Source organism: Gordonia rubripertincta, assembly GCF_038024875.1.
Classification (GTDB): Bacteria; Actinomycetota; Actinomycetes; order Mycobacteriales; family Mycobacteriaceae; genus Gordonia; species Gordonia rubripertincta.
Map to the genome: position 1 here is coordinate 1,372,620 of NZ_CP136136.1, position 23,935 is coordinate 1,396,554.

Genomic DNA, 23,935 nt, shown 5'->3' on the forward strand with positions numbered 1-23,935 from the left:
ACCCGTTCATTCACATATGACAGTTCAGTATCAACCGCCCCCGCGGAGTCGCCCGGATCACTTCGATCAGCGACCACCGCCGCCCGTGTTCGGCGGGCGCTGAACGGCGTTCTCCGGGACTACTGGAACCGGACGGTGATGTCGGAATGTCCCACGCGGATGCGGTCGCCGTCGGCCAGTTCCCAGGTGTTGACCTGCAGGTCGTTGACGGTGGTGCCGTTGGTCGAGTTGAGGTCGGTGAGCATCGCGGTGGTGCCGTCCCAGCGGATCTCCACATGGCGACGCGAGACACCGGTGTCGGGCAGGCGGAACTGCGCGTCCTGGCCGCGGCCGATCACGTTGGAACCCTCGTGTAGCTGGAAGGTGCGGTTGCTGCCGTCCTCGAGGAGGAGGGTGATCGACGCCGGCGCGTAGCCGGCGGCGGGACGTCCCGCACCGTAAGCCTGGCCCTGGTCGTAGCCACCCTGGTAGTCGTAGGCGGCCGGGGGCTGCTGGCCGTAGCCCTGCTGGCCGTAGCCCTGGTCGTAGCCGCCGGGCTGCTGGCTGTAGCCCTGCTGTTCGTAGCCGGGCTGTGCGTAGCCCTGTTGGCCGTAGCCCTGCTGGTCGTAACCGGGCTGGCCGTAGCCCTGGTCGTAGCCGCCGGGCTGCTGGCTGTAGCCCTGCTGTTCGTAGCCGGGCTGTGCGTAGCCCTGTTGGCCGTAGCCCTGCTGGTCGTAACCGGGCTGGCCATAACCCTGTCCGTAGCCCGGCTGCTGGCCGTAACCCTGCTGCTCGTAGCCGGCGGGCTGCTGACCGTAGGCCTGCTGGTCGTAACCCTGCTCGTAGCCGGGCTGCTGGCCGTACTGGTCGTAACCCTGCTGTCCATACGCCTGCTGGCCGTAGCCCTGCTGCTCGTAGGCCTGCTGGTCGTACTCGGGATCGGCGCCCCTGCGCTGGTCGTATCCGGGGTTCTGAGTCATCTTGGGGGCTCCTTGGTCGGGTGCGTCGGCGGGAAGAGCTTGTGCGGCCGGGCGAGGATTCGGGGCCGGGAGACCGGCCGGTGGGCGGGGGGCCTTCGATGGTGCGCCGTCTGGTCGTCCCGAACGCGACGGCACCGGGCGGGGCCGCACGTCAGGGTTCACCGTGCCGCGCGCACGGAAGATCCCGGTGTGCAGGGATGGCGATTGCTCGAACTCTACGACGACCTTGCCGTAGGTCTGCCACCCGTTGTCGTTGATGAAGTGTTCCAAATGCTTCGAGAAAGTCTTGCGGTTCAGTTCGTATTCCGCAGCGATGTGGTCGTGATCGCTCGGACTCAACAGCAATGTGTAGCTGTTGGCCGCAAGGACCGTACCGTCGCCGAGATCTTCCAGCGACTCCTCGGCTTCGCGCTGAAGGCCGTTCTCGATCTCCTGTGGAGCCACCTGACCACCGAAAACTCGCGCAAAACCGTCGTCAACAGCGCCTTCGAGCTTGCGTTCAATTCGTTGCAGGATCCCCACCGAGACCTCCTTTCGCGGCATTCGAGCGTGTCGCCGTGCATATGGCCTTGTTTGATGATAGCGACAAGAACGGACAACTGTGCCACCGCGACAACTGGTGCATCGTGTGTAACACCTGCCTCATGGGTCTGGCCAGTCACCGGTGCCGCAGGTCACCAGCCCGTCGAATACCCGCGGACACCCGAGTTTTGTAGTAGGGGCGCGGTGCTGTTATCGTCGTCCAGTCGCCGGACGAACTCAGTTCGACGACATGCCCGCCGGAACTCCGGCGGCCACGGGCGAGTGGCGGAATGGCAGACGCGCTGGCTTCAGGTGCCAGTGTCCTTCGGGACGTGGGGGTTCAAGTCCCCCTTCGCCCACACGGTGAACGAGGCCGGATCGCGGAAATGCGGTCCGGCCTCTTTTCGTATGCGCAAGCCAACCCATCTTCGCCACACCCAGCATCCCGCTGGTGGTGATCCTGCCGATCAGTGTTGGGTTTTGCTGGGATCGCGAGGGAAGTCGAAGGTCATCCGGAATGCAGTGGGTGACGAATCCGTTGACTGTCCGGTACAGGACGCGGAAGCGTTCGGGAGACGAGGTTGACGATGACAGCCGATGTTCATCGAGGGCAGTACGAGCCTGTTGACCTGCTGCTTCCTTCCCGCGATCCGTTCTACGACGAGCCCGCCGATGTGGCTGCCCTCGCTCCCGGAGAGATCATCCGCTGTCGGCAGGTCGAGCTCAAGGATTACTGGGCCTCACAGCACCGCACCGATGCGTGGCAATTGCTGTATCGGTCGTCGGACCTTCGTGGCGTCGCAGGGGTGGCTGCCACCACGGTTGTACTGCCGCGGCGACGAGCGGGTGCCGGACACTTCCAGCTGCTGTCGTTCCAGTGCGCGATCGACGCCGTCACCTCGCAGAGCTTCCCGTCGTATGCGCTGCGGAAGGGCGCTCGGTCCGGGCACACCATCGCTCCCTTCGAATTCCTCGTGGTTCGCCGCGCGCTCGCGAAGGGCTGGGCGGTGTCGATCCCCGACCACGAGGGCATGCTCGGCGCCTGGGGAGCTCCGCGAGAGCCTGGATACCGCACCCTCGACGGCATCCGCGCGGCGCTGGCCTTCACCGATCACGGACTTTCCCACGACACCCCGGTCGGGTTGTGGGGTTACTCCGGTGGCGGCATGGCGACGTCGTGGGCTGCGGAGATGGCGCCGGAGTACGCACCGGAACTGCGACTGGTCGGGGCAGTCCTCGGATCGCCGGTCGGTGACATGGCCTCCGCGCTCCTGAGACTCAACGGGACTCTGCACGCCGGCCTGCCGGTGATGGTGATAGCGGGCCTGAGTCGGGTTTATCCACAGCTGGATGAGGTGATCCGGCAGCACGCCACCGAGTCCGGACGTCGTCACCTCGACGAGATCGCCGAGATGCCGACGCTGCACGCGGTACGCCGGTTCCGTAACCACGACATCGACCGGTACCTCGACATCCCGCTGGCCGATGTCCTCGCTGAGCGCGAGATCGTCGAGATGATGACCGACGTGCAGCTTGGCATGCGTCGCCCGGAAATCCCGTTGCTCGTCGTGCAGTCGGTGCGTGATCCGATCATCGCGGTCGCCGATGTCGACCGCCTGGTCGGCCGCTATCGCGAGCAGGGCGTGCCTGTCACATATGTCCGGGATCAGCTCAGCGAGCACCTCTCGCTGCTGCCGCTGTCGGGCCCGATGGCCGTGTCCTGGCTCGCCAACCGCCTCGCCGGCCATCCGGGGGCGGACCGTACGGTGACGACGCTCGCCGGGCAGCCGTCGCCCGCGTGGGCACTGCGACAGTTGACGCGACGGCTGCGTGGCTCGGCGGCGTCCGGATAACGCGATTCGTCTTGTTCTGCAATGCATTTCTCATGCTGTTCACCTGTCGGACCGCTGCCGTCCGCCGAAGTGGTCGTCTGGGCCTCCTACGGTCGTGCGGTCCGAAGGTGGTCCCAGGAAGCGCTGGGGCACAGAGAGAAAGCACACTCGATGAAGTTCAACAAGATCCTCGCCACCGCAGCGATGGTGATCGCGTCCATGGGCGTGGCCACCGGCACCGCCTATGCCGACACCGCAGGCCCGGTCAGTACCCAGTGGAAGGTGGATCGGCACGACTCGAGCGTCGTCGTCTCCACCGACACCGGTTCATTCGTCAAGGCCGGTGACCAACTCATCCTCCGTGACCGCAACGGGCACAATGTGGAGTCCATCCCGCTGACCCTGGCCGTCGACGACTTCACCCACCCGGTGAATGCCGATGTGCACGGACGGTCGGCCACGCTGACGGTGAACACCTCGCCACTGGCCACCCGGTTCCAGCCGGTTCGTCACAATGTCGACCTCCAGGCGGCCGTCGCCGGAGTGAAGGACAACATCGGCCTGACCGCGAGTGTGGGTGGCTTCCTCGGCGCGGCGACGGGACTGGTCGGTGGTTGTCTGCTCGGCGCCGTCGCTGCGGGTGTGGTCTCCGCCCCGGTGGCCTTGCTGTTCGGAGCAGGCCCCCTCGCAGGCTGCATCGGTGGCGCGATCCTGCTGGGTTCGGCTGCGTCGCTGGGCGGAACGGCCATCGGCGGACTCGGCTCGGCCATCGCCAACGCCCAACCCTTCATCCAGCTGCTCAACGCCCCGCCGAAGAAGAAGTAACCTCTCCAGACTGCTCGAACTCTCACACCGAGGACCCCATCCCGCAAACGCGGAGTGGGGTCCTCGGCATCATTCGGGTCCGTCAGGTGAAGACTCTGGGAGCGTCGTCTACGTCGACGTGCCGACCACGCGTCCGGCGAAACCGTCGAGGCGTGTGCGCAACGACTGGATCCGCTGCTGCCGGACCGCGTCGGGGTCATGCCCGCCGAACACCGGCGGGGGCTTCATCCGCACGTTCTTCGAGCATTCGAAGTTCGAACAGATCAGGGTGCCGATGGTGTCGCCCTTCCGGCCGGCGGCGCCGGCGAGCTTGGCACTGAAGAAGGCGACGTCGTTGGGCAGCAGGACGTCCTCGCAGAACGAACACAGCGGTCGTTTGCGCGGCTGGCGTCCGCCCAGGCGGAGCATGATGCCGACGGGCTCGTCGTCGGTCGGGATGACGAGGTAGCCGACCATCGGCTGCTTGGGATCCCGCCAGCCGACGAAATCCATGCGCTCCCAGTTCATTTCCTTGAAATCGGGAGGCAGGACGAGCGACTTGCGTTCGCGGACGGTCGCGTTGACGAAGGATCCACGGATCTCGGATTCGGTCAGGGCATGCATGAGTGAGAAACACCTCGGGTGTCGTGGGAGGAATGAGGACACGCGTCGACCGGCGCGGTCCGCAGATGCGGTACTCGCGCCGGTCGGGGCAGGTCACTCAAGCGCCGGCGTGCAGGACGCCGACGACCTCCTCACGCCCGGTGGGCGACGACACGGAATGCATGGTCCCGATGCTCGCGCGCGTGCGCCACTCTGTCAACGCATTTACGCGAGCGATCCGGAGGGCAGGACCGGCCTTGTCAGCCGGCCAACAGACCGGCGACCTTTACGACTCGCTGCGCCAGGTGGGCGAGGGCGGCCTTGGTCGGGTCGTCGAGGTCGTTCTTGTTCTCCGGGCCGGTGACATGTGAGACGCCGTACGGGTTCCCGTCGGCGAACTTCAGTCCGTCGGTGTAGCCGGGCGGTACGAGAATGCCGCCGAAATGCATGAGCGAGGTGTACAGCCCGACGAGTGTCGTCTCCTGCCCGCCGTGCGCGGTCTGGCTCGAGGTGTAACCGGCATAGGCCTTGTCGGCGAGCTTTCCCTCGGCCCAGAGTCCGCCGAGTGAGTCGATGAAGGTCTGGAACTGCGACGCTGTACTGCCGAATCGGGTCGGGGAGCCGAAGATGACGCCGTCCGCCCAGACGATGTCGTCGCCGGTGGCGCTCGGCAGATCCTTGGTCGCCTCGTAGTTCGCCGACCAGGCAGGGTTCTCCGCGAAAGTCGCCGGGTCGCGGGTCTCCTGGATGTGACGGACCCGCACCTCGGCTCCGGCCGCCTCGGCAGCGGTCTTCAGTTGGTCAGCCATGGCTGTGCCGTGTCCGGTGGCCGAGTAGTAGATGATCGCCAGCTTCGTCATGTCGCTCCTGTCTCGGTGGTTGCGACTTTCCGTAGGCGGGTACCCGTGTTCGGTGATGCGACACCCACACGCGCGAAAAGCCGTCGACGGGATTCGTCACCCGTCGACCGGCGGATAGGTGGAGCATGCTGCACATCGGTACCTCGGGCTGGCAATACAAGGACTGGCGCGGCGCGTTCTACCCGGAGAAGATCCCGCAGCGGGAGTGGCTGGACTATTACTCGAAGCGGTTCACGACGGCCGAGGTCAACAACACCTTCTACCGCCTGCCGGAGAAGACGGTGTTCGAGAACTGGGCCGCGACGGTGCCCGCCCACTTCCGGATGGCTACGAAGATGAGCCGCTACCTGACGCACGTGAAACGGTTGAAGGAGCCGGCCGAGCCCGTCGAGCGTTTCCTCGACCGTGCTGCCGGCCTCGGCACCAAGCTCGGGCCCGTCCTCCTACAACTCCCGCCCAACTTGCAGGCGCAACCCGACTCCCTGGACGCCACCCTGAAGCTGTTCCCGGACACTGTCCAGGTCGCCGTCGAGCCTCGCCACGAATCCTGGTGGACCGACGAGGTGCGCGACGTGCTCGAACGTCACAACGCCGCCCTGTGCTGGGCCGACCGGAAGAGTCGATCCCTCACCCCGCTGTGGCGGACGGCCGGCTTCGGATACCTGCGCCTGCACGATGGCACCGCCAAGCGGCCGATGAGTTACGGAACCCGCGCCATCGACAGCTGGCTGCGTCGATTATGGGACATGTTCGACGACGGGTGCGACGTCTACGTGTACTTCAACAACGATCCGGGGTGCGCCGCGATCGACAACGCACGCAACATGATTCGCCGCGCACGAACCCTGGGGATGCCGGTCGCGACGATCGACGACGCGTCCGTCGAGTGAGCGAGAACACGCCCGTTTAATCGGTATCCGTGATGCCGATTTATGGTCTACTTGCGACATGCAGCTGACACGCTTCACCGACATCGGCCTCCGGGTCGTGATGCGGCTCGCCGTCGCCGGTGAACAATCGGCCGGTGAACAATCGCCCGGTGAACAGCGTGGGGCTGCAACACCTCTCACCACGAAGGATCTCGCGGCAGAGCTCGCCGTCCCGTACACGCATGTCGCCAAAGTCGTCGGCAGGCTGTCGGAGATGGGCGTCGTCCACGCGCGCCGCGGCCGTACCGGTGGTCTGACGATCACCGACCTCGGCCGCGAAGCGCGCGTGGGCTGGCTCGCGCGATCCCTCGAGGGTGACGGGGAGGTCGTCGATTGCGAAGGCCCGCAGCCGTGCCCGCTCCGGCGCGGATGCCGTCTGCGGGGAGCGCTCGCCCGTGCGGCCGCCGCCTTCTACGAGAGCCTCGACTCCGAGACCGTCGCCGACCTCGCCGCCGAGCCGACCACCGCGGTACTGCTCTCGCTGTCGACGCGGCCACCGCAAGTGGATGGACCGCTCCAGGCGGAGCGATAGCCACACGCCCACAAAGACTTCCGGCCACACGCCGGAACTCCTATCCCGATGAGCAAGTGAACAAAGGAGTTCTCATGCTGTCCGACACCCAACGCGCCACTCTCGCGGCGACCCTGCCCGCAGTCGAGGGGGCACTCCCGGAGATCACCCCGCGGTTCTACCGCGGGCTCTTCGACGCGCATCCGACGCTGCTGGACAACATGTTCAACCGGACTCACCAGAAGTCCGGTGAACAACCGCAGGCCCTCGCCGGCTCGGTCGCCGCCTTCGCGCGCCTCCAGTTCGAACCCGACGTCCGGCGTCAGCGGTTCATCCTGGACCGGATCGCGCACAAGCACGCGTCGCTGGGCGTCACCGCCGATCAGTACAAGCTCGTCCACCAGCATCTGTTCGCGGCGATCGTCGAGGTTCTCGGCGATGCCGTCACGCCGGAGGTCGCCGATGCCTGGGACCAGCTGTACTGGGACATGGCCGATCTGCTCATCGCCTCGGAAGCCGACCTGTACGCCGCCGCGGGTGTCGAGCCCGGCCAGGTGTGGCGGGAGGTCACGGTCAGCGACCGCGTGCAGGTTTCGCCCGACACCATTGCGCTGACCCTGGCCGCGGTTGAGGGTGAACTACCGAAGTTCCGCCCCGGACAGTACATCTCGGTCCAGGTTCCCCTGAGCGACGGCGCGCAGCAGATTCGTCAGTACAGCCTGACGGGCTCGCCCGACGACGCCGAGTGGCGCTTCAGCGTGAAGCTCGCCGGCGAGGTCTCGGCACACCTGCACGAGCAGGTCTTCGAAGGCGACACCCTGAGGGTCAGCACCCCGTTCGGCGACCTCACCCTGCCCGACGACGATGCCCCACTGCTGCTCGCCTCGGCCGGCATCGGGTGCACGCCGGTGATCGGCCTGCTGACCGCGCTGGCAGAGAAGGGCGATGCCCGTCCGGTGACGGTCCTGCACGCCGACCGTTCCCGCGACCGTCAGCCGCACCGCGGAATGCTTGCCGCGCTCGTGGATTCGCTGCCCACCGGCCGACTGATCCAGTGGTACGAGAACACCTCGCCGCACATCGTCTCCGATTCGGTCCGAGTCGGCCACATGACGTTGGACAATGTCGAGGTGCACCCCGAATCCAACGTCATGCTCTGCGGCCCCACCGGATTCCTGTCCTCGATGCGCGAGGAGTTCCTCGGCCGCGACATCGCGGAGAGCCGGATCCACTACGAGACCTTCGGCCCGGAACTGCTGCGGTCGAGCGCGCGATGAGTACCTCCGCGGCGGTCGTCACCGCGCTCACCTTCGTGTGGCTCGGCATGGTCTTCGCGATCTCGTTCCTGGAGGCGCCGCTGAAGTTCCGGGCGCCGGGCGTGACCCTGCCCATCGGTCTGGGGATCGGGCGACTGGTCTTCCGCGCGCTGAACGCCGCCGAGGTCGTCTGGGCGGTCGCGATCCTGATCGCCGTCGTGCTCGGTTCGTGGCCCGGGGTGGCCACGCCGATTGCCGCGGGCGTGGCGATCGCAGCCCTGGTCATCCAGCTGGTGGCAGTAAGGCCGGCCCTCGCCAAGCGGTCCGACGCCGTGCTGGCCGGACACGAAGGTCCGCGTAGCTCAGCGCATCTCGTCTACGTGGCCGTCGAAGTGATCAAGGTGGCCGCGCTCATCTGGCTCGGCGCCGCGGTACTGGTCAGCGCGTCCTGATCGGGGCGACCTGACCGAGCGAACCCGGTTGGTCGTCGCTCATCGGTGGCTGGTGACGTCACCGATGAGCGACGCGGCCAATTCCTCTGCTTGCGTGCGGATCTCGGGTACGGCGGTGGTCTCCCAGAGTTCGCCGCGACGCAGCGAGCCGAGAGTCCAGATCGGACCGGGGTGGCCGTCCGCGTCGAGGACGTGCCCGTCGTCGGTGACCAGGCCCAGGCCGAGCGCATCGGTGGTCGCGAGCCCGGCGTCGAGAACCGAGTCCAGGACCGGATTGCCGAGTTCTCGCACGTCCGACTGGGGACCGGTGCAGTTCACGATCCATGCATAGGTACGTTCGTCGTCGCCGGTGGTGACGGTGAGACCACCGGGGACCGCGTCGACGCGGTTGATCCGTCCAGCACGCACGACGAGGCGTCCCGATCGCCGGGCCTCATCGACGAGTGCGCCGCTCGACGGGGGCATCCGGTGCCGACGCACAAGCCAGTCGCCGGCAAGTTCGCGGACGAAGGTGCCGCGGTCCGCCTCGTCGAGCCGGGCCCACAGTTCGGCAACGCGGTAGCGCACACCGTCGACGCCGGGCCGCCAGTTCCCCAGCAGGCGTTCGATTCTCGCGACATGGGTGGCGACCGCGGCACGGATCTCGTCGAGGCTGTCACCCCAGGTCGAGGTGTCGGGGACGACTTCGCCGAGGTAGGTGTCGGCATGCCGCCGGGGGAGTCGGCCGCCGCGTGAGATGGCCTCGACGCGACGGTTGCCGCCCGACTTGAGCAGGCTGATGGCCACGTCGACCATCGTCAGGCCGGTGCCGATCACGAGGACGTCCCTGTCGTCGGCCAGCACAGGTTCGAGGGCATCGGGCCGCCAAGGGTTGGCGACGTAGCGGGGTTGATCGCTCAGGTCGCAAGGCGCCCAGCCGTCCCCGACACCCGGGAGTCCGGTCGCGAGCACCAGTCGGTCGCCGTCGACGACGGTTCCGTCCGAGGTAGTCACCCGAACTCCCTGACCGACGGCGGTGACCCCGACCGCGCTCTCCCGGACGTGCCGGACACTCAGCCGGTCGCCGGCGTGCTCGCATGCCTCCGCCAACCGGGTCCGCAGATAGCGCGCCCACTGTGCGCGCGGTGCGAAGAAGTAGTGCGCCTCGTCGCCGGAGACGAGCCCCTCGGCACGGCACCAGTCCACGAAGTCGAACCGCTCATCCGGGTCCACCGACATCCCGGCGGCCGGGACGTTCAGCAGGTGGGCGGGATCCTTGGTGCCGAACGCGGGACCCGCGACCTGGCCGGTCGGGTCCACGACGACGACCTCGAATGCTTCGGCCCGGCCATCCGCAGCGACCAGGCGAGCCAGGTGGAACACGACCAGGGAACCGGCGGCGCCTGCGCCGACCACGATCACGCGCATCAGCCGACCCCGGCGCCGACGGCGCGGGACAAGACGGATCCGCTGCGTGGACGGGGACGCTTTTCGAGCACCGGTACTTCTTACAGCAGGCCGGCCGATCCGTCCTGAGGAGGAGCGGTCGCCAGGGTCGGCGATCACGCGGCGTACGTCGGTGACACTCTCAACGATCCGGTGGTCGCCGCCTGGCGAGCCCTCCCGGACCCGGACGAACCGGTGGTCCTGGGCCGGCACCTGCCGATGAGCTTCGGCTGCAATCTCGGCGTGCGGCGCGACGTGTTCGACGCCGTCGGCGGATGGGACGAGGATTATCCGACCGCCGGCAGCGACATCGAATTCTGCTGGCGGGTGCAAACAGCCGGATACACGTTCGGGTTCGCGCCCGAGGCGATGGTCGCCTATCGCTACCGCACGGGGATGCGTGAGTCGTGGAAGCAGGTCGTCGACTACGGCAGCGAAGAGGCGCGGGTGGCGAAGCAGTACGGGGCGCGGGGCCGGGAGTGGTGGTGGTTCCCGGTTCACGCCGCCGTGGTCCTCGCGACGTGCCCGGTGTGGCCGTGGGGCTGGTCGCGGCGTCGCCGCGGGGCCTGGGTCTGGGTGACCGGGAACCTCGTCGGGCGGATCAAGGGGAGCCTGAAGTACCGGGTCGTCTATCTGTAGACGCGTGATCTGGTAGTTTGGGACAAACCCATTCAGATCGGATCATGTTGTGACAGAAGCGAATCAGTCCGGGGCGAGCAAGTCCGGACGACGCCCGGCGTACGAGATCGTGGCCGATGCGCTTCGGGTTCGGATCCTCGCCGGCGAGCTGACTCCCGGTACTCGTCTGCCGCCGGATGCCGAACTCCGCGCCGAATTCGGTGTCGGCCAGAGCACCGTGCGGGAGGCCATCCGCACGCTGGCCAGCGAGAACCTCGTCCACACGACTCGCGGGGTGACCGGCGGTACGTTCGTCGCCACGCCCGACATCGGCCAGCTGAGTGCGCACCTCGAGGCAGGGGTGACGCTCCTTGCCGCTGCCGAAGGAGTGACCGTCGATCAGCTCATGGAGGTCCGGCAGCTCACCGAGGTGCCGGCCGCCGGGTCCGCGGCCTATCGGCACACCGATGCGCACCTGGAAGAGTTGCGCGCCACCATATTCGACCTCTCGGCGGCAGTCGGTCCGGAGGTCTACGCCAACAACCAGGAGTTCCACCGTATTCTGCTGCGCGCGGCGGACAACCCGCTCCTCGACCTCATCACCGTCCCGGTGTTCCGCGTCATCGGCAGCCGCTTCAGCCGTGACGTCGCCCCGGAAGGATTCTGGCGGTGCGTCGACGAAGATCACCGTGCGATCCTCGAGGCGGTCGAGCGCCGGGACTCGATGACGGCGATGACGCTCATGCGCCGGCATCTCGACCACCTCGGCGACGTCTACAAGCAGATGGACCTGCTCAGACGTCAGAACTGACGCGCACGGGCGGGAGCCGGAGATGCCAGTCGCTGTGCTCCTGCACCTGCTCGGCCAGCGCGAGGACAGTTCCCTCGCGCAGACGTGCCGCCGTCAGCTGTGCACCGATGGGCATACTGGACGGGTGCACGCCGACCGGCAGTGCCAGTGTCGGGCCGTCGTGCAACGACCACGGATACGTCAGCTGTCCCATCCGGTGGGCCTGCGCCACGACCGCCTCGCCGACGCCGATCTCCGGCACGTCCACCGGCATCGCCGGGGTGAGCACGACGTCGACGTCCCGGAACATGTCGGCCATCGCCGAGCGGAACACGTCTCGCTGTCGGACCGCAGCGGCCCGCTGTTCGTCGGAGATGTGCAGTCCGAGGGAGATCCGTTCGCGGGTCGCCGGCTGAAAGCGGGACGGATCGTCGCGCAATCGCTCGGCGTGGATGCGTGCCAGGTCGGAATAGATCAGCGTGTAGACCACATCCTGAGCCGATTCACTGTGCGGCACGGGACATTCCACGATGTGATGACCCAGTCGCCGGATGAGTTCGACGGTCTCGGTGACGGCGTCGGTGATGGCGGGATCGATGTCGCCGGTGACGAACGGCCACGGAACCGCGACTCTCAGGGGGCCGGTGTCCTCAGGTGTGGGGTCCGAACCGGCGAGCACCGCGAACGTCTCACGCACCTGCGTGGCCGTGCGGGCCAGCGGTCCGACGGTGTCGAAATCCGCACTCACCGGGAAGATCCCGGACATGTCCAGCAGCCCGATGGACGGTCGTAGACCGGTGACCCCGCAGCATGCGGCGGGCAACCGGATCGAGCCGCCGGTGTCGGTGCCGAGTGCGACGTCGACGACTCCCGCGGCGACCGCGACACCGGAACCGCCGCTCGAGCCACCGGGCACACGGCGGGCGTCCCAGGGATTGACCGATCCGCCCGAGGCGGAGTTCTGACTGGTGACCCCGACCGCGAACTCGGCCATGTTCAACGTCGACGTGATCGTCGCACCGGCGCGCTTGAGCGCAGCGACGCAGGCGGCGTCGTCGGTCGCTACACGGTCGGCGAAGAACTCCGAACCACAGGTGGAGCGAACCCCGCCGACCTCGATGTTGTCCTTGACGCCGATGCGCACACCGGCCAGCGGACCCGGACCCGACGCCGCCGGATCGGAGCCGCGCTCGTCGGGAACCCAGGAGATGACGGTGTTCAAGCGCTCGGCGACGGAAACCACGCCGTCGGAGCGCGTTCCGGACGTGCCGGAGGGGCCGGCGACAGAGTCACCGGCCCCTCCGAGATCACCGGTCAGGACGCCACCCGAGCCGAGCGCAGCGCCTCGGTGGCGGCCTCGTCGATGGTCCAGGTGTCGGTGTCCACCACGACACCGTAGTCCTGTCGGGCCTCCTCGGCACTCAGATACTCGTCCCACACGTCGGACAGCACGGCGAACGGGTCGCGCAGGAACGGGTCACCGAAGCCGCCACCCGACGGCATCCGGATCTCCAGGCGGTCACCGGCGTGAATGACCTCCTGGGTGACCTTCGAGAAGAGCACCTCTTCCTCCGGTGTGCCGGGATTGCGGATGAACGACCCGGAGGCGCCGTCGCCGCCGCCGAGCGCACCCGCGGGCGGATCGGTGCGGTTGTCGGCCTCGGAGCCGAGGAAGGTGTCGGTCTCCATGTACCAGGTGCGCACGCTGCCGATGCCGCCGCGCCACTGGCCCGGAGCCGGCGACTCGTCACGCAGCTCATAACGCTCGGCGCGCATGGCGTGGTTGAGCTCGAGTTCCTCGATCGGGTTGTTGCGGGTGTTCGCCATCAGGGCGTCGACGGCGTCCATTCCGTCCTTACCGTTGCGTGCACCGTAGGAACCCTCGTTGATCTCGATATAGACCCAGTAGGATTCGCCGTCCTCGGCGAGGCCGGAGTAGGCGATCGCGCAGAGTGCGGCCGACGAGCCGGCGATGGCCCGCTCGGGCAACACCGGGGCGAGCGCCAGGTTGATCGAGTCGAAGATCCGGTTGACCTGGGAGAACCGGGCGAAGCACGACGCCGGGAAGTCCGGGTTGAAGATGGTGCCCTCGGGTGCGTAGGCACGCACCGGACGGAAGCAACCGTCGTTCTGTGGGACGAACTCCTCGGTGAGGTACTCGTCGAGGAGGATGGTGCGGATCGCGCTCACCGCGACCGGTAGCACCGAACCCTCGAAGGGAACGTTGAACGCCGTCGGCACCTGGTCGTTGGAGCCGGTGAGGTCGATGAGGACGTCCTCGTCCTCGATCTGCACGCGCACCGCGACCTTCAGCGGGACACCGCGGTTCTTGCCGTCGTCGTCGAGGTAACCGATCGGTGCCTCGTAGCTGCCGTTGGGGATCTCCCGGATCCGGCTGCGCAGCATTTCCTCCGAGTAGTCCATCCACCGGTCGGCTGCACTCATCACGACGTCGAGACCGTACTTCTCGAGCAATTCGACGAACCGCTTCTCGCCGATGCGGGAACAGGCGATGAGGGCCTCGAGATCGCCGCGGTTCTGCTCCGGTGTGCGCACGTTGTCCAGGATGTGCTGGATCAGCATGTCGTTGCGGACGCCGCCGTCGTAGATCTTCATGGAGTCCATCAGCTTGCCCTCGGCCCAGACGTCGACGACGTCCATGCACAGGCCGGGGAAGTTGCCGCCGATGTCGGAGACGTGACCGGTACATCCGGCGAAGCCGATGTGCTCACCCTCCCAGAAGATCGGGATGATCACGCCGTAGTCGGGGGAGTGGGCCGCACCGTGATACGGGTGGTTGTGCAGGATCACATCACCCGGCTTGTACGTCCCGGCGAGCTTGCGGTTGACCCCGCGGATATAGGCCGGGATCGAACCACAGTGCATCGGAGTCGAATCCGACTCGCACAGTTCGCGACCGTTGACGTCGAAGATGCCGGCGCCGAGGTCCTCGGACTCGCGGATCAGGCTCGAGTAGGCCATGCGGTAGAGGACCTGGGCCATCTCCTTGGCCATCGAGTTCAGCGCACCGCCGATGACGCGCAGGGTGATCGGATCGACCTCGACGGTGTTCCAGGTCCGATTGGCCTCGGCGGCAAGGGAAACGCCGTCGGCGGGCATCAGGGTCTTCGCCATCTCAGGCGCTCCTCTCGATGATGATGTGGCCCACGGCGTCGACCGTGGCCTTCTGTCCGATGCCGACGATGGTCGTCGAGTCGAACTGCTGGACGATGGCCGGGCCCTCGAAGGTGTTGCCGGCCTTGAACAATGCGCGGTCGTAGACAGGGGTATCGACCCATTCGGGGTCGGCGGAGTCGTTCTTCCAGAACAGCGCCTGAGTGGTCGACTTGATGGCTCCCGATGCGTCGGCACCACCCTTCTCGATCTCGGCGATGCGGATGTGCTCGACCGCGCCGACACCGGTCACCCGGATGTTGACCAATTGGACCGGCTTGTCGTCGAACCGCTGCGAATACGTACGCCCGTGCACTTCGTGGAACGTGGCCGCGGTCTGCTCGACCCATTCGGCGGTGATCTCGCCATCGGGTGCGTGCACACGAAGCTCGTAACCCTGTCCGACATAACGGCAGTCGACGCTTCGCTCGAGGGTGATGTCATCCTCGGCGATGCCGTCGGCACGCAGCTGGGCGACGGCCTGCTCGGAGAGCCGGTCCATCTCGCGGGTCAGCAGTTCGAGGTCGGGGTCGGCCGACGACGTCCACACGGTGGTCGGGACCTCGTAGCGCACGTCGGTGGTCAGCAGGCCGACCGCCGACGTGATGCCCGGGTGGCCGGGGACGATGACCCGCGGGATGCCCAGGTGCTCGGCGATCTGCCATGCGTACAGCGGTCCGGCGCCGCCCTCGGCGACCAGCGAGAACTCGCGCGGGTCATAGCCCTTGCGCACCGAGTGCAGGGAGATGGCCTCGGTCATCGAGTGGGCGAGGATCTGGAAGATGCCCATCGCGGCGTGCTCGAGATCGGCACCGAGCTTGTCAGCGATGTGGGTCTTGACCGCCTCGGTCGCCAGCTCCGGCTTGACCTCCATGGTTCCCGACAGGAAGCTGTCGGCACCCAGCCAGCCCATGACGACCATGGCATCGGTCGAGGTGGGTTCGGTGCCGCCGCGGTTGTAGCAGGCGGGTCCGGGCATGGCGCCCGCGCTGCGAGGTCCGACGCGGAACATGCCGCCCTCGTCGATGCTGGCGATCGAGCCGCCGCCGGCACCGATGGTGTCGACCTCGGCCATCGGGACCATCGCGTGGTAGTCACCGATGCGGGTGTCGAGGAGATGCTTCATCCGCAGCTTGCCGTCGGGTGCGACGCCGATGTCGGCGGAGGTGCCACCCACGTCGAGGGTGATGACGCTCGGGTAGCCCGAGGCCCGGCCGATGAAGCAGCCGCCCAGCAGGCCGGCGACGACGCCGCTGGTCAGCAGCGACACGGGGACTTCACTGGCGCTGCGCGAGGTGACGAGACCGCCGGCCGAGGTCATCAGGTGGACGTCCTCGCCGACCTGTGCGGCCTTGGCCTTGCCGGCCAGGTTCTCGATGTACCGGGAGGTCTTGGGGCCGACGAAGGCGTTGAGGGCGGTGGTCGAGAAGCGCTCGTACTCGCGGTACTGGCTGGCGACGTCGCTGGACAGCGACACGAAGACGCCGGGGTACTCCTCGGCGATGATCTCGCGGACCCGCTGCTCGTGGGTCGGGTTGCGGTAGGCGTGCAGGAAGGCGACGGCGATCGCCTCGACCCCGCGTTCGCGGAGAAGCGCGACCTCGCGGCGGACGGCGTCCTCGTCGAGCGGGGTCAGCACGTTGCCGGCGGCGTCGATTCGCTCGGGGACGGTACGCCGGTTGCGGCGCGGCACCAGCTGCCACTTCTGCCAGGGCAGGTCCTGGTAGTTGGAGTAGTTCAGGGGGCGCTTCTTACGCGCGATGTGCAGGAGGTCGCGGAACCCGTCGGTGGTGATCATGCCGACGTCGCTGCCGTTGTGCTCGAGCACGATGTTGGTGGCCACGGTGGTCCCGTGGAAGAACATCTCGATGTCCGCGACGTCGATGCCCGCACGTTCGGCGAGCACCTCGATCCCGTCCATCGTGCCGATCGAGGGATCGTGGTTCGTCGACGGCGTCTTGTGCACCGTCACCGTCCCGTCGTCGTCCCACAGGACCAGGTCGGTGAACGTACCGCCCACATCCACGCCGATTCGCTTCATCGAAACTCGCTTCCTCTTTTCGTGCCGTCACCCCGACGTCGGATCGGTGCGCCCCATCCGGTGACGGGAGTGATCTGAGCCATAGCTGCGCTCGAAAGGATCATGCAATACATCGGAGGTTTCGGCAACCCATGAGCAAAATCTCACCCCAAAATTCGCTATTGACCGCGTCTTGACGTTCTAAAGATCTGATGTTTATGGTGGGCCGCGTCACGGCGTGTGCTTTTCGACGACGACGCCGCAGCCTTGTAGGAGGACCATTGACCACCCATCCCGCCACTCTCGGACGCTTCTTCGAGGACTACGTCGTGGGCGACGTCTATCAACACCCGATGGGCCGCACGATCACCGACACCGACAACGCGTGGATCACGTGCCTGTCGATGAACACCAACCAGAACCACTTCAACGAACATCTCGCCCGGACGAATCCCATCACCGACGGCAAGGTGATCGTGAACTCGGGGCTGACCATCGCCCTGGTACTCGGACTGTCGGTGATCGACATGAGTCAGAACGCCGTCGCCAACCTCCAGTTCACCGACGTCAAACTCCAGCATCCGGTGTACGTCGGTGACACGATCTACGCCGAGAGCATCTGCACCGATCTGCGCCAGTCCAGGTCTCGTCCCTACGCGGGCATCGTGTCGATGATCACCCGCGGGGTCAATCAGGACGGCGAGGTCGTCGTGTCCTGGAATCGCTCCGTCATGGTCGCCACCCGCGAGAGCGGCATCGGACAGAACTACTTCCCCGAGGTCAAGGCGCCCTCGCTGGCCGAGCTAGTCGCCGGCGCCGAGACCGAGGACGCGCGGTCATGAGGCCGCTCGAGGACGTCCGGATCATCGCCGTCGAACAATACGGCGCCGGTCCGTTCGGCAGTGTCCACCTCGCTGACCTCGGTGCCGACGTGCTCAAGATCGAGGAGCCGACCTCCGGGGGCGACGTCGGGCGCTACGTTCCGCCCTACAACAAGGGCGAGGACTCGCTGTTCTTCGAGACCTTCAACCGCAACAAGCGCAGTCTGTCGCTGGACCTCGGGACACCGGGCGGACGCAAGGTGTTCGAGGACCTCGTCCGCACCAGCGACGCGGTCTACTCGAACCTGCGCGGCGACGTCCCGGCGAAGATCAAGATCACCTACGACGACCTCAAACACCTCAACCCGGCGATTGTCTGCTGCAGCCTGACCGGATTCGGCATGACGGGTCCCCGGGCCAAGCAACCCGGTTACGACTACATCCTGCAGGGCCTCGCCGGCTGGATGGACCTCACCGGCGATCCCGACGGGCCGCCCACCAAATCCGGTCTCTCCCTTGTGGATTTCTGCGGTGGCTATGTTGCCGCGCTCAGCCTGATGGCGGGTCTGCACGCCGCTCGGCGCGACGGGATCGGCGGCGACTGCGACGTCTCGCTCTACGACACCGCCATCTCGATGCTCACCTACCCGGCAGCCTGGCACCTCAACGCCGGCTACCGCCCGGGTCGCACGAAAAACTCCGCGCATCCCTCGCTGGTGCCGTTCCAGGCCTTCGAGGCCGCCGACGGCTGGTTCGTCGTCGGCTGTGCCAAGGAGAAGTTCTGGGGTGCGGCTGGCCGAGACCATCGGGCTACCGGAACTTCTCGAGGACCCGCGGTTCACCGACTTCACCGCCCGTGGTGAGCACAAGGACGAACTGCTGCCGTTGCTCGAGAAGCGATTCGCCGAGGCCACGGTCGATCACTGGGTGTCATTGCTGACCGAGGCCGGGGTGCCGACGGGTCCCATCAACGACGTCGAGCAGGCGCTGACCGAGGAGCACACCCTGGCGCGCGGCCTCATCGCCACCACCGAACACGAGGTGTGGGGCGAGGTCCGGCAGGTCACCTCACCGGTGCGTTTCGGCAACGAGCCCACGGAGTATCGTCGGGCACCGCGCCGCAACGAGAACTTCGACGAGGTGATGGCACTGCTGGGCTACAGCGCAGAGGACGTCCGCGGTCTCGTCGACGCCGGTGCCTTCGGTTCGATCGCACAGGCCACACCGTGACCGCCCGCCGACTCGTGACCTGGGCCGCGGGCCTCGAGATCGACGACATCCCCGAGGTCACCCGGCGCGCGGCGTTGCGGCATCTGCTCGACGGGATCGGCAATGCGATCGGCGCCCGTCGACTCGACCAGGGCGGCCCCGGATTGTCCGTGGCCCGCGGGCTCGGCGGTCCGCCGCAGGCACATCCTCTCGGTGACCCCAAGGCCATCTCGGCTCCTGCGGCGGCCTTCGCCAACGGCGTTCTGATGCACGCTCTGGACTTCGACGACACGCATGCCGGTGCGCTCGTGCATCCGACGACGGTCGTGGCGCCGGCCGTCCTGGCCGTCGCCGAGGAAGTCGGCGCGACCGGTGCGCAGACGGTGACCGCGCTGGTGGCCGGCCTGGAGATCGCTTGTCGACTCGGCGCGGCCGCACCGCACGGCTTCCACGCACGCGGCCTCCATGCGACCGCCGTCGTCGGTCCGCTCGCCGGTGCCGTCGCCGCCGGACTCCTGTACGGTGCCGACGCCGATCGCCTCACCGACGCCATCGGCATCGCGGCGTCGTCGGCGGGCGGCTTGCTCGAATTCCTCGACACCGGGGCAAACACCAAGGTCCTGCATCCGGGGAACGCGGGTTTCAGCGGTGTCCTCGCCGCACGCCTGGCGCTGGCCGGGGCCAGCGGTCCGGAGTCTGTGCTGGAGGGCAGGCGCGGTCTCTACCGAGCGCTCGCCGACCGCGACGTCGATCCCGACGTGATCGTCGCCGATCTCGGAAGTCGTTGGGAAAGCGCCGGTATCGGCATCAAGCCGTATCCGAGTTGTCAGCTCATGCACGCTTCGCTCGATGCGGTGGCGCAGGCTCTGGCCGAGGCCGCGCGATCGGGCATCGAGGTGTCGGCGTCGCGCATCGCCACCATCAGTGTCGACGTCCATCCCGACAGCGTGGACATCGTCTGCGGCCCCGGAACCGGAACCCGCAGCCCGCGCAGTATCTACGACGCGAAGTTCGACCTGCCGTGGAGCGTCGCCGCCCTCGTCCACGACGGATCGGTCACGGTCGACACCTACGCCGAGGACTCGATCGTCCGACCGGAGGTGGCCGCCACCGCCGGACTTGTCGAGGTCGTGCCCGTACCCGATGACCGCCCGGCCGCCGACGCCGCCGGGCGGGCGGTCATCACCCTGGACGACTCCACTCGCTTCGTCGGCGAGGTCCCCTGCAGCCGAGGCACTTCCGGCCGGCCGATGGACGATGCCGCGGTCGCCGAGAAGTTCCGGGGCAACAGTGGCGGGGGAGAGACCTCCGACGCGCTCGTCCGGACCGTCTTCGGTCTGTGCGACGCCCCGTCCGTCGCACCGATCGCCGGCCTCGCGGCCGACATCCTCGCCGCGGGCTGACTCCTCTTCACCTGCCGGTCCGCGGCCAGATCCGGACCGACGTCTCAGCTCACACCCTCAGATCAAGGATTACGCAATGGATTTCAGCTTCACCGAGGAACAGCGCGACTTCCGGTCGGCGCTCCGTCAACTGGTCGACAAGGAGATCATCCCGGTCGCCAACGAATGGGAACGCGAGGGTCGCTATCCCACGGAGATCGTCGCGCGACTGCGGGACATGGGGCTGTTCGGGATCACCACCCCGGAGGAGTACGGCGGACTCGAACTCGACATGGTGTCCTTCACCCTCGTGTACGAGGAGATCGCCCGCGGCTGGATGGGTATCGCCGGCATCCTGGGCAGCCACAACCTGGCGTGCTGGATGATCGCGCGCCACGGCACCGAGGAGCAGAAGCAGCAGTGGCTGCCCCGGCTGGCGAGCGGTGAATGCCGTACCGGCATCGGACTGACCGAACCGGGCGCGGGCACCGACCTGCAGGGCATCAAGACCACCGCCACCCGCGACGGCGACGACTACGTCATCCGCGGCACCAAGACGTGGATCACCAACGCGCGCCACGCGAATGTGCTCCCCGTCCTGGTCAAGACGGATCCGTCGGCCTCGCCGGCGCACAAGGGCATGAGCATCCTGCTCGTCGACACCACGACCCCCGGATTCGAAGTGCAGCGAGACCTCGGCAAGCTCGGCTACAAGGGCACCGAATCGTGCGAGATCTTCCTCGACGAGGTGCGGGTACCGGCGTCGACACTGCTCGGCGGGGTCGAGGGCCGCGGTATGCAGCAGGCGCTGTCCGGGTTGGAGATCGGCCGCCTCAACATCGCCGGCCGCAGCGTCGGCATCGCGCAGGCGTCGTACGACGCGGCGCTCGACTACTCACGCCAGCGCACCGCCTTCGGGAAGCCGATCTCCGACTTCCAGGCGATCCAGCTCAAGCTCGCCGACATCGCCACCCAGCTGCAGGCGGCGCGTCTCATGACGTATTGGGCTGCCGCGAAGGCGGATTCGGGTGCACGCGTCGACGGGGAGGCAGGTATGGCGAAGTACTTCGCCTCGGAGACAGCGATCACCGCGAGCCTGGAGGCGATGCGTATCCACGGCGGCTACGGCTACTCGACCGAGTTCAACGTGGAGCGGTACTACCGCGACGCGCCGCTCATGTCGATCGGCGAGGGGACCAACGACATCATGCGGACCGTCATCGCCAAGGCGCTGGTCAACGGAACCGTCACCGTCGGATGAGTTCGCTGCTGATCTACCTGTACGTACCGGGCGACCGGCCCGAACGTTTCGGCAAGGCGACTGCATCGGGTACCGACGCCGTGGTCCTCGACCTCGAGGACGCGGTACCGGTCGCGGCCAAGGACTCCGCGCGCATCGCGGTGGGGACCTGGCTGGAGAAGCGCGACCCGGCCGGGGTGCCCACGTGGGTACGGGTGAATCCCGGTGCCGAGCTCCTCGACGACCTGACCATGGCGGTCCGGTGTGGGGCCGACGGCATCTGGCTGCCCAAATGCGATGACCGCGCGACGCTGGATCGCGTGGACCGGATGCTCACCGACCTCGAGGCTGCGGAAGGCCGTCCGCGGACTCCGGTCTCACCGCTGATCGAGACCGATGCCGGTCTGGTGAATGCGCCGGCGATCGCCGCCGGCCCCCGTGTCGAGTTCGTGCAGATCGGCGAGGTGGACCTGGCAGCTGATCTCGGGGTGACGCCGTTCGTCGGCGACGAGTTGCTCTGGGCGCGATCACAAGTTGTGGCCGCGTCGGCGGCGGCACGGATCCGGCCACCGCTCGCGGCCGCATCTCCGGTGATCGACGACCCGGCGTCGTTCGAGACGGAGACGCGGCGGCTGACCGGGCTCGGGTTCTTCGGTCGGGCGTGTATCCATCCGCGTCAGATCGCTTCCGCACGTTCCGGTCTCGCGCCGACTGCGGCCGAGGTGGACACAGCGGTCGACGTACTGGCTGCCTTCGACGCTGCCGAGAACGGGGCGGCGACCGACAGTGCGGGCCGGCTCATCGACGAGGCGGTCGCCCGGATCGCGCGTCGGACTCTGGCTCGTCGGTTCTGATCCCCGCGAACGACGTTTCTGTGACATGTTGCCGATAGGGGTCGAGGTTTCCTCAGGAACCGTTCAGGTTGCCTGATTTGTCCGCTAATGTTTAGCGATGCGCAAAGGTCTGGGCAATTCTCGACGGTCGACGCGTCCGCTGGTTGCGGCACTCGCGGTGACGATTTCGGCGACGTTCTCGGTGGTGGGGGCCGGTGCTTCCGCCGCCGCACCTGTCGTGAATCCACAGGCGGGCAAAGTCGTCGCGCATTCCGGCTTCGACGTCAAAAGCGATGGCTTCTCCTTCGAGAACTGGGGGCCCAACGACGCCCTGCACCGGCGCGGACTCACGACCGAGGGAATGCGCGCAGTATTCGGTGACGAGGTATGCGCCCGCATCGTGCTCGGCATCTGCTCACCGACCACCGTCGCCGAACTCGTGATGGCGGAATTCAACGCGTCGATGAGTGGCGGTCATTGCTACGGCATGGCGGCGCTGGCAGGTTTGTACAACACGAAGCGGCTGAGCCAGTTCCCGTTGGCGCTGCCCGGGCAGAGCGTCTACAGCATGCCCGCGTCGGGTCCCCTCGACGAGTTGATCGCCCGGCTGTTCATCACCCAGGGTTTCCTTCCCACCGACCTCACCGCATCGCAGGTGTCGGTGCCGCAGGCCCTGTCGAAGCTCCGTACCGCATGGTCGCGCGACGACAACTACATCCTCGCCATCTATACGGACGAGGAACATTCCGCCGGGCATGCGATCACACCGATCGCGCTCCGTGACCTCGGTGGCGGCAAGCAGGGAATCGTCGTCTATGACAACAATTTCCCGGGCCGGGAGAAGATGGTGGTCGTCGACCCCGCCGCCGACTCCTGGTACTACTCGACGGCGACGAACCCGTCCGAGCCGACGATGCTGTACCAGGGCTCGCCGAAGAACAGGATGATGCTGGTCCCGCTGGCCCAGGTTCTGAAGCGTCACCAGGATCCCGACTTGCGCACCGACGACACCGTGGTGCTGGTCAGCGACACCAACGGCACGGCGCAGGGTGTCGGTGACGTGGACTGGGACGTCCGGGTCACCGATCCGTCCGGCAAGCCGATTCCCGGTGTCGAGCAGCGGATTCTGTTCAACAATGACAATTCCGCACGATTCTCCGTGCCGGCGGGCAAGCGTTTCCGCATCGTCGTGGACGGTGTAGAGGCGGGGCGTACCGCCGACATCAACACGACCGTGCTGAGCGCGGGTGGAGCGGTGGCGGTCGGCGACCTCGAGGTCCCGGCGGGTGCGACATCGGCGCTCGATGTCGATCCGGTTCGTCACGCGGTGCGGGTGAGTTCGTCGGCACCGACGACAGCCGTGTTCGAGGTCGCCACCGAGGACTCGTTGCGGTCGGTCTCGGTCGACACGTCGCAGCTCGCCGTCGGCCCGGGCTCGTCGGTGTCGGTGGGGGCCACCTCACCGGTCGGCGTGACCGTGCGGACCGAGGGGCGTTCGCAGAAGTTCCAGGTCGCGGTAGAACGCAGCGACACCATCGCCGACCGGGGTGCGGTCACCCGGACTCCGGTCACCCTCCGGCCGGGCGCGACGCTCGATGTGCCGGTGGATCTCTGGACGGGCTGGACCCCGCTGACCGCAACGGTGCGTGCCGGTGGGTCCATCACGACGGTGCCCCTGACGGTCAGGTGATCTCG

The 23,935-nt window shown here is 67.2% G+C and carries 20 protein-coding genes, 1 tRNA gene and 1 pseudogene; 15 read left to right on the forward strand and 7 right to left on the reverse strand.

What is annotated here, in order from left to right; genetic code table 11:
• Positions 1-119 precede the first annotated feature (119 nt).
• On the reverse strand, positions 120-1,481 hold the full coding sequence (locus RVF83_RS06185; protein ID WP_005200438.1) for a DUF3662 and FHA domain-containing protein: 1,362 nt from the start codon (positions 1,479-1,481) through the stop codon (positions 120-122).
• A gap of 276 nt (positions 1,482-1,757) precedes the next feature.
• Between RVF83_RS06185 and RVF83_RS06190 the strand changes: the two genes are divergently transcribed.
• The 3 genes from RVF83_RS06190 (at position 1,758) to RVF83_RS06200 (ending at position 4,138) form a co-directional block, all read left to right on the forward strand.
• Positions 1,758-1,840 (forward strand) — tRNA-Leu (locus tag RVF83_RS06190).
• A gap of 228 nt (positions 1,841-2,068) precedes the next feature.
• Positions 2,069-3,334, forward strand: coding sequence for a lipase family protein (locus tag RVF83_RS06195; protein WP_005200441.1), 1,266 nt, complete (start codon positions 2,069-2,071; stop codon positions 3,332-3,334).
• 150 nt (positions 3,335-3,484) lie between these two features.
• Positions 3,485-4,138 (forward strand): hypothetical protein, encoded by a 654-nt coding sequence (locus RVF83_RS06200; protein WP_005200443.1) that lies wholly within the window; start codon positions 3,485-3,487, stop codon positions 4,136-4,138.
• A gap of 108 nt (positions 4,139-4,246) precedes the next feature.
• Here RVF83_RS06200 and RVF83_RS06205 read toward each other — a convergent pair whose 3' ends face one another.
• Both RVF83_RS06205 and RVF83_RS06210 read right to left on the reverse strand, forming a co-directional pair.
• Entirely contained in the window at positions 4,247-4,741 is a 495-nt protein-coding gene (locus tag RVF83_RS06205) for an FBP domain-containing protein (RefSeq protein WP_005200445.1), read from the reverse strand.
• A gap of 239 nt (positions 4,742-4,980) precedes the next feature.
• Positions 4,981-5,580, reverse strand: coding sequence for a flavodoxin family protein (locus RVF83_RS06210; protein ID WP_005200447.1), 600 nt, complete (start codon positions 5,578-5,580; stop codon positions 4,981-4,983).
• A gap of 125 nt (positions 5,581-5,705) precedes the next feature.
• Here RVF83_RS06210 and RVF83_RS06215 point away from each other — a divergent pair, with 125 nt between their 5' ends.
• The 4 genes from RVF83_RS06215 (at position 5,706) to RVF83_RS06230 (ending at position 8,728) form a co-directional block, all read left to right on the forward strand.
• Positions 5,706-6,470 carry a DUF72 domain-containing protein gene (locus RVF83_RS06215; protein ID WP_005200449.1) on the forward strand — a complete coding sequence of 255 codons (765 nt, stop codon included), beginning with the start codon at positions 5,706-5,708 and terminating at the stop codon, positions 6,468-6,470.
• Positions 6,471-6,528: 58 nt separating this feature from the next.
• Positions 6,529-7,041: an RrF2 family transcriptional regulator gene (locus tag RVF83_RS06220; protein WP_005200451.1), complete on the forward strand. Its 513-nt coding sequence runs from the start codon at positions 6,529-6,531 to the stop codon at positions 7,039-7,041.
• A gap of 74 nt (positions 7,042-7,115) precedes the next feature.
• Positions 7,116-8,297 carry an FAD-binding oxidoreductase gene (locus tag RVF83_RS06225; RefSeq protein ID WP_005200453.1) on the forward strand — a complete coding sequence of 394 codons (1,182 nt, stop codon included), beginning with the start codon at positions 7,116-7,118 and terminating at the stop codon, positions 8,295-8,297.
• Positions 8,294-8,728, forward strand: coding sequence for a hypothetical protein (locus RVF83_RS06230; RefSeq protein WP_005200455.1), 435 nt, complete (start codon positions 8,294-8,296; stop codon positions 8,726-8,728). Before RVF83_RS06225 ends, RVF83_RS06230 begins: the two co-directional genes overlap by 4 nt.
• A 39-nt stretch (positions 8,729-8,767) precedes the next feature.
• Here RVF83_RS06230 and RVF83_RS06235 read toward each other — a convergent pair whose 3' ends face one another.
• A complete protein-coding gene (locus RVF83_RS06235; RefSeq protein ID WP_005200459.1) occupies positions 8,768-10,135 on the reverse strand; it encodes an FAD/NAD(P)-binding protein in 1,368 nt (455 codons plus the stop codon).
• 171 nt (positions 10,136-10,306) lie between these two features.
• Here RVF83_RS06235 and RVF83_RS06240 point away from each other — a divergent pair, with 171 nt between their 5' ends.
• Together RVF83_RS06240 and RVF83_RS06245 are read left to right on the forward strand one after the other, a co-directional pair.
• Positions 10,307-10,792 carry a glycosyltransferase family 2 protein gene (locus tag RVF83_RS06240; protein ID WP_005200461.1) on the forward strand — a complete coding sequence of 162 codons (486 nt, stop codon included), beginning with the start codon at positions 10,307-10,309 and terminating at the stop codon, positions 10,790-10,792.
• Between the two features lie 49 nt (positions 10,793-10,841).
• Positions 10,842-11,582 (forward strand): FadR/GntR family transcriptional regulator, encoded by a 741-nt coding sequence (locus tag RVF83_RS06245; protein WP_005200463.1) that lies wholly within the window; start codon positions 10,842-10,844, stop codon positions 11,580-11,582.
• Here the strand turns inward: RVF83_RS06245 and RVF83_RS06250 are convergent.
• From RVF83_RS06250 to RVF83_RS06260, 3 genes are all read right to left on the reverse strand, one after another.
• A complete protein-coding gene (locus RVF83_RS06250; protein WP_005200465.1) occupies positions 11,566-12,804 on the reverse strand; it encodes an amidase in 1,239 nt (412 codons plus the stop codon). The genes RVF83_RS06245 and RVF83_RS06250 overlap by 17 nt on opposite strands.
• 71 nt (positions 12,805-12,875) lie before the next feature.
• Complete coding sequence (locus RVF83_RS06255) at positions 12,876-14,696, reverse strand: hydantoinase B/oxoprolinase family protein (protein ID WP_005200467.1); 1,821 nt, start codon at positions 14,694-14,696, stop codon at positions 12,876-12,878.
• A gap of 1 nt (position 14,697) precedes the next feature.
• On the reverse strand, positions 14,698-16,776 hold the full coding sequence (locus RVF83_RS06260) for a hydantoinase/oxoprolinase family protein (protein WP_005200469.1): 2,079 nt from the start codon (positions 16,774-16,776) through the stop codon (positions 14,698-14,700).
• A gap of 260 nt (positions 16,777-17,036) precedes the next feature.
• Between RVF83_RS06260 and RVF83_RS06265 the strand changes: the two genes are divergently transcribed.
• From RVF83_RS06265 to RVF83_RS06290, 6 genes and pseudogenes are all read left to right on the forward strand, one after another.
• Positions 17,037-17,597 (forward strand): MaoC family dehydratase, encoded by a 561-nt coding sequence (locus RVF83_RS06265; RefSeq protein WP_005200470.1) that lies wholly within the window; start codon positions 17,037-17,039, stop codon positions 17,595-17,597.
• Positions 17,594-18,806, forward strand: a pseudogene (locus RVF83_RS06270) (CaiB/BaiF CoA transferase family protein). Before RVF83_RS06265 ends, RVF83_RS06270 begins: the two are co-directional and overlap by 4 nt.
• Positions 18,803-20,188 carry an MmgE/PrpD family protein gene (locus RVF83_RS06275; RefSeq protein WP_005200474.1) on the forward strand — a complete coding sequence of 462 codons (1,386 nt, stop codon included), beginning with the start codon at positions 18,803-18,805 and terminating at the stop codon, positions 20,186-20,188. Before RVF83_RS06270 ends, RVF83_RS06275 begins: the two are co-directional and overlap by 4 nt.
• 76 nt (positions 20,189-20,264) lie before the next feature.
• Positions 20,265-21,428: an acyl-CoA dehydrogenase family protein gene (locus RVF83_RS06280; protein WP_005200476.1), complete on the forward strand. Its 1,164-nt coding sequence runs from the start codon at positions 20,265-20,267 to the stop codon at positions 21,426-21,428.
• Complete coding sequence (locus RVF83_RS06285) at positions 21,425-22,261, forward strand: HpcH/HpaI aldolase/citrate lyase family protein (protein WP_005200478.1); 837 nt, start codon at positions 21,425-21,427, stop codon at positions 22,259-22,261. The genes RVF83_RS06280 and RVF83_RS06285 overlap by 4 nt, the downstream gene beginning before the upstream one ends.
• A gap of 97 nt (positions 22,262-22,358) precedes the next feature.
• A complete protein-coding gene (locus tag RVF83_RS06290; RefSeq protein ID WP_005200480.1) occupies positions 22,359-23,930 on the forward strand; it encodes a hypothetical protein in 1,572 nt (523 codons plus the stop codon).
• The last annotated feature ends 5 nt before the right edge of the window (positions 23,931-23,935 follow it).

What these genes read in the sequence shown, in the direction of transcription:
- RVF83_RS06195 (WP_005200441.1), top strand. Translation starts at nt 2,069, where the DNA reads ATGACAGCCGATGTTCATCGAGGGCAGTACGAGCCTGTTGACCTGCTG.
- RVF83_RS06200 (WP_005200443.1), top strand. Translation starts at nt 3,485, where the DNA reads ATGAAGTTCAACAAGATCCTCGCCACCGCAGCGATGGTGATCGCGTCC.
- RVF83_RS06205 (WP_005200445.1), bottom strand. Translation starts at nt 4,741, where the DNA reads ATGCATGCCCTGACCGAATCCGAGATCCGTGGATCCTTCGTCAACGCG.
- RVF83_RS06210 (WP_005200447.1), bottom strand. Translation starts at nt 5,580, where the DNA reads ATGACGAAGCTGGCGATCATCTACTACTCGGCCACCGGACACGGCACA.
- RVF83_RS06215 (WP_005200449.1), top strand. Translation starts at nt 5,706, where the DNA reads ATGCTGCACATCGGTACCTCGGGCTGGCAATACAAGGACTGGCGCGGC.
- RVF83_RS06220 (WP_005200451.1), top strand. Translation starts at nt 6,529, where the DNA reads ATGCAGCTGACACGCTTCACCGACATCGGCCTCCGGGTCGTGATGCGG.
- RVF83_RS06225 (WP_005200453.1), top strand. Translation starts at nt 7,116, where the DNA reads ATGCTGTCCGACACCCAACGCGCCACTCTCGCGGCGACCCTGCCCGCA.
- RVF83_RS06230 (WP_005200455.1), top strand. Translation starts at nt 8,294, where the DNA reads ATGAGTACCTCCGCGGCGGTCGTCACCGCGCTCACCTTCGTGTGGCTC.
- RVF83_RS06235 (WP_005200459.1), bottom strand. Translation starts at nt 10,135, where the DNA reads ATGCGCGTGATCGTGGTCGGCGCAGGCGCCGCCGGTTCCCTGGTCGTG.
- RVF83_RS06255 (WP_005200467.1), bottom strand. Translation starts at nt 14,696, where the DNA reads ATGGCGAAGACCCTGATGCCCGCCGACGGCGTTTCCCTTGCCGCCGAG.
- RVF83_RS06260 (WP_005200469.1), bottom strand. Translation starts at nt 16,776, where the DNA reads ATGAAGCGAATCGGCGTGGATGTGGGCGGTACGTTCACCGACCTGGTC.
- RVF83_RS06280 (WP_005200476.1), top strand. Translation starts at nt 20,265, where the DNA reads ATGGATTTCAGCTTCACCGAGGAACAGCGCGACTTCCGGTCGGCGCTC.
- RVF83_RS06285 (WP_005200478.1), top strand. Translation starts at nt 21,425, where the DNA reads ATGAGTTCGCTGCTGATCTACCTGTACGTACCGGGCGACCGGCCCGAA.
- RVF83_RS06290 (WP_005200480.1), top strand. Translation starts at nt 22,359, where the DNA reads ATGCGCAAAGGTCTGGGCAATTCTCGACGGTCGACGCGTCCGCTGGTT.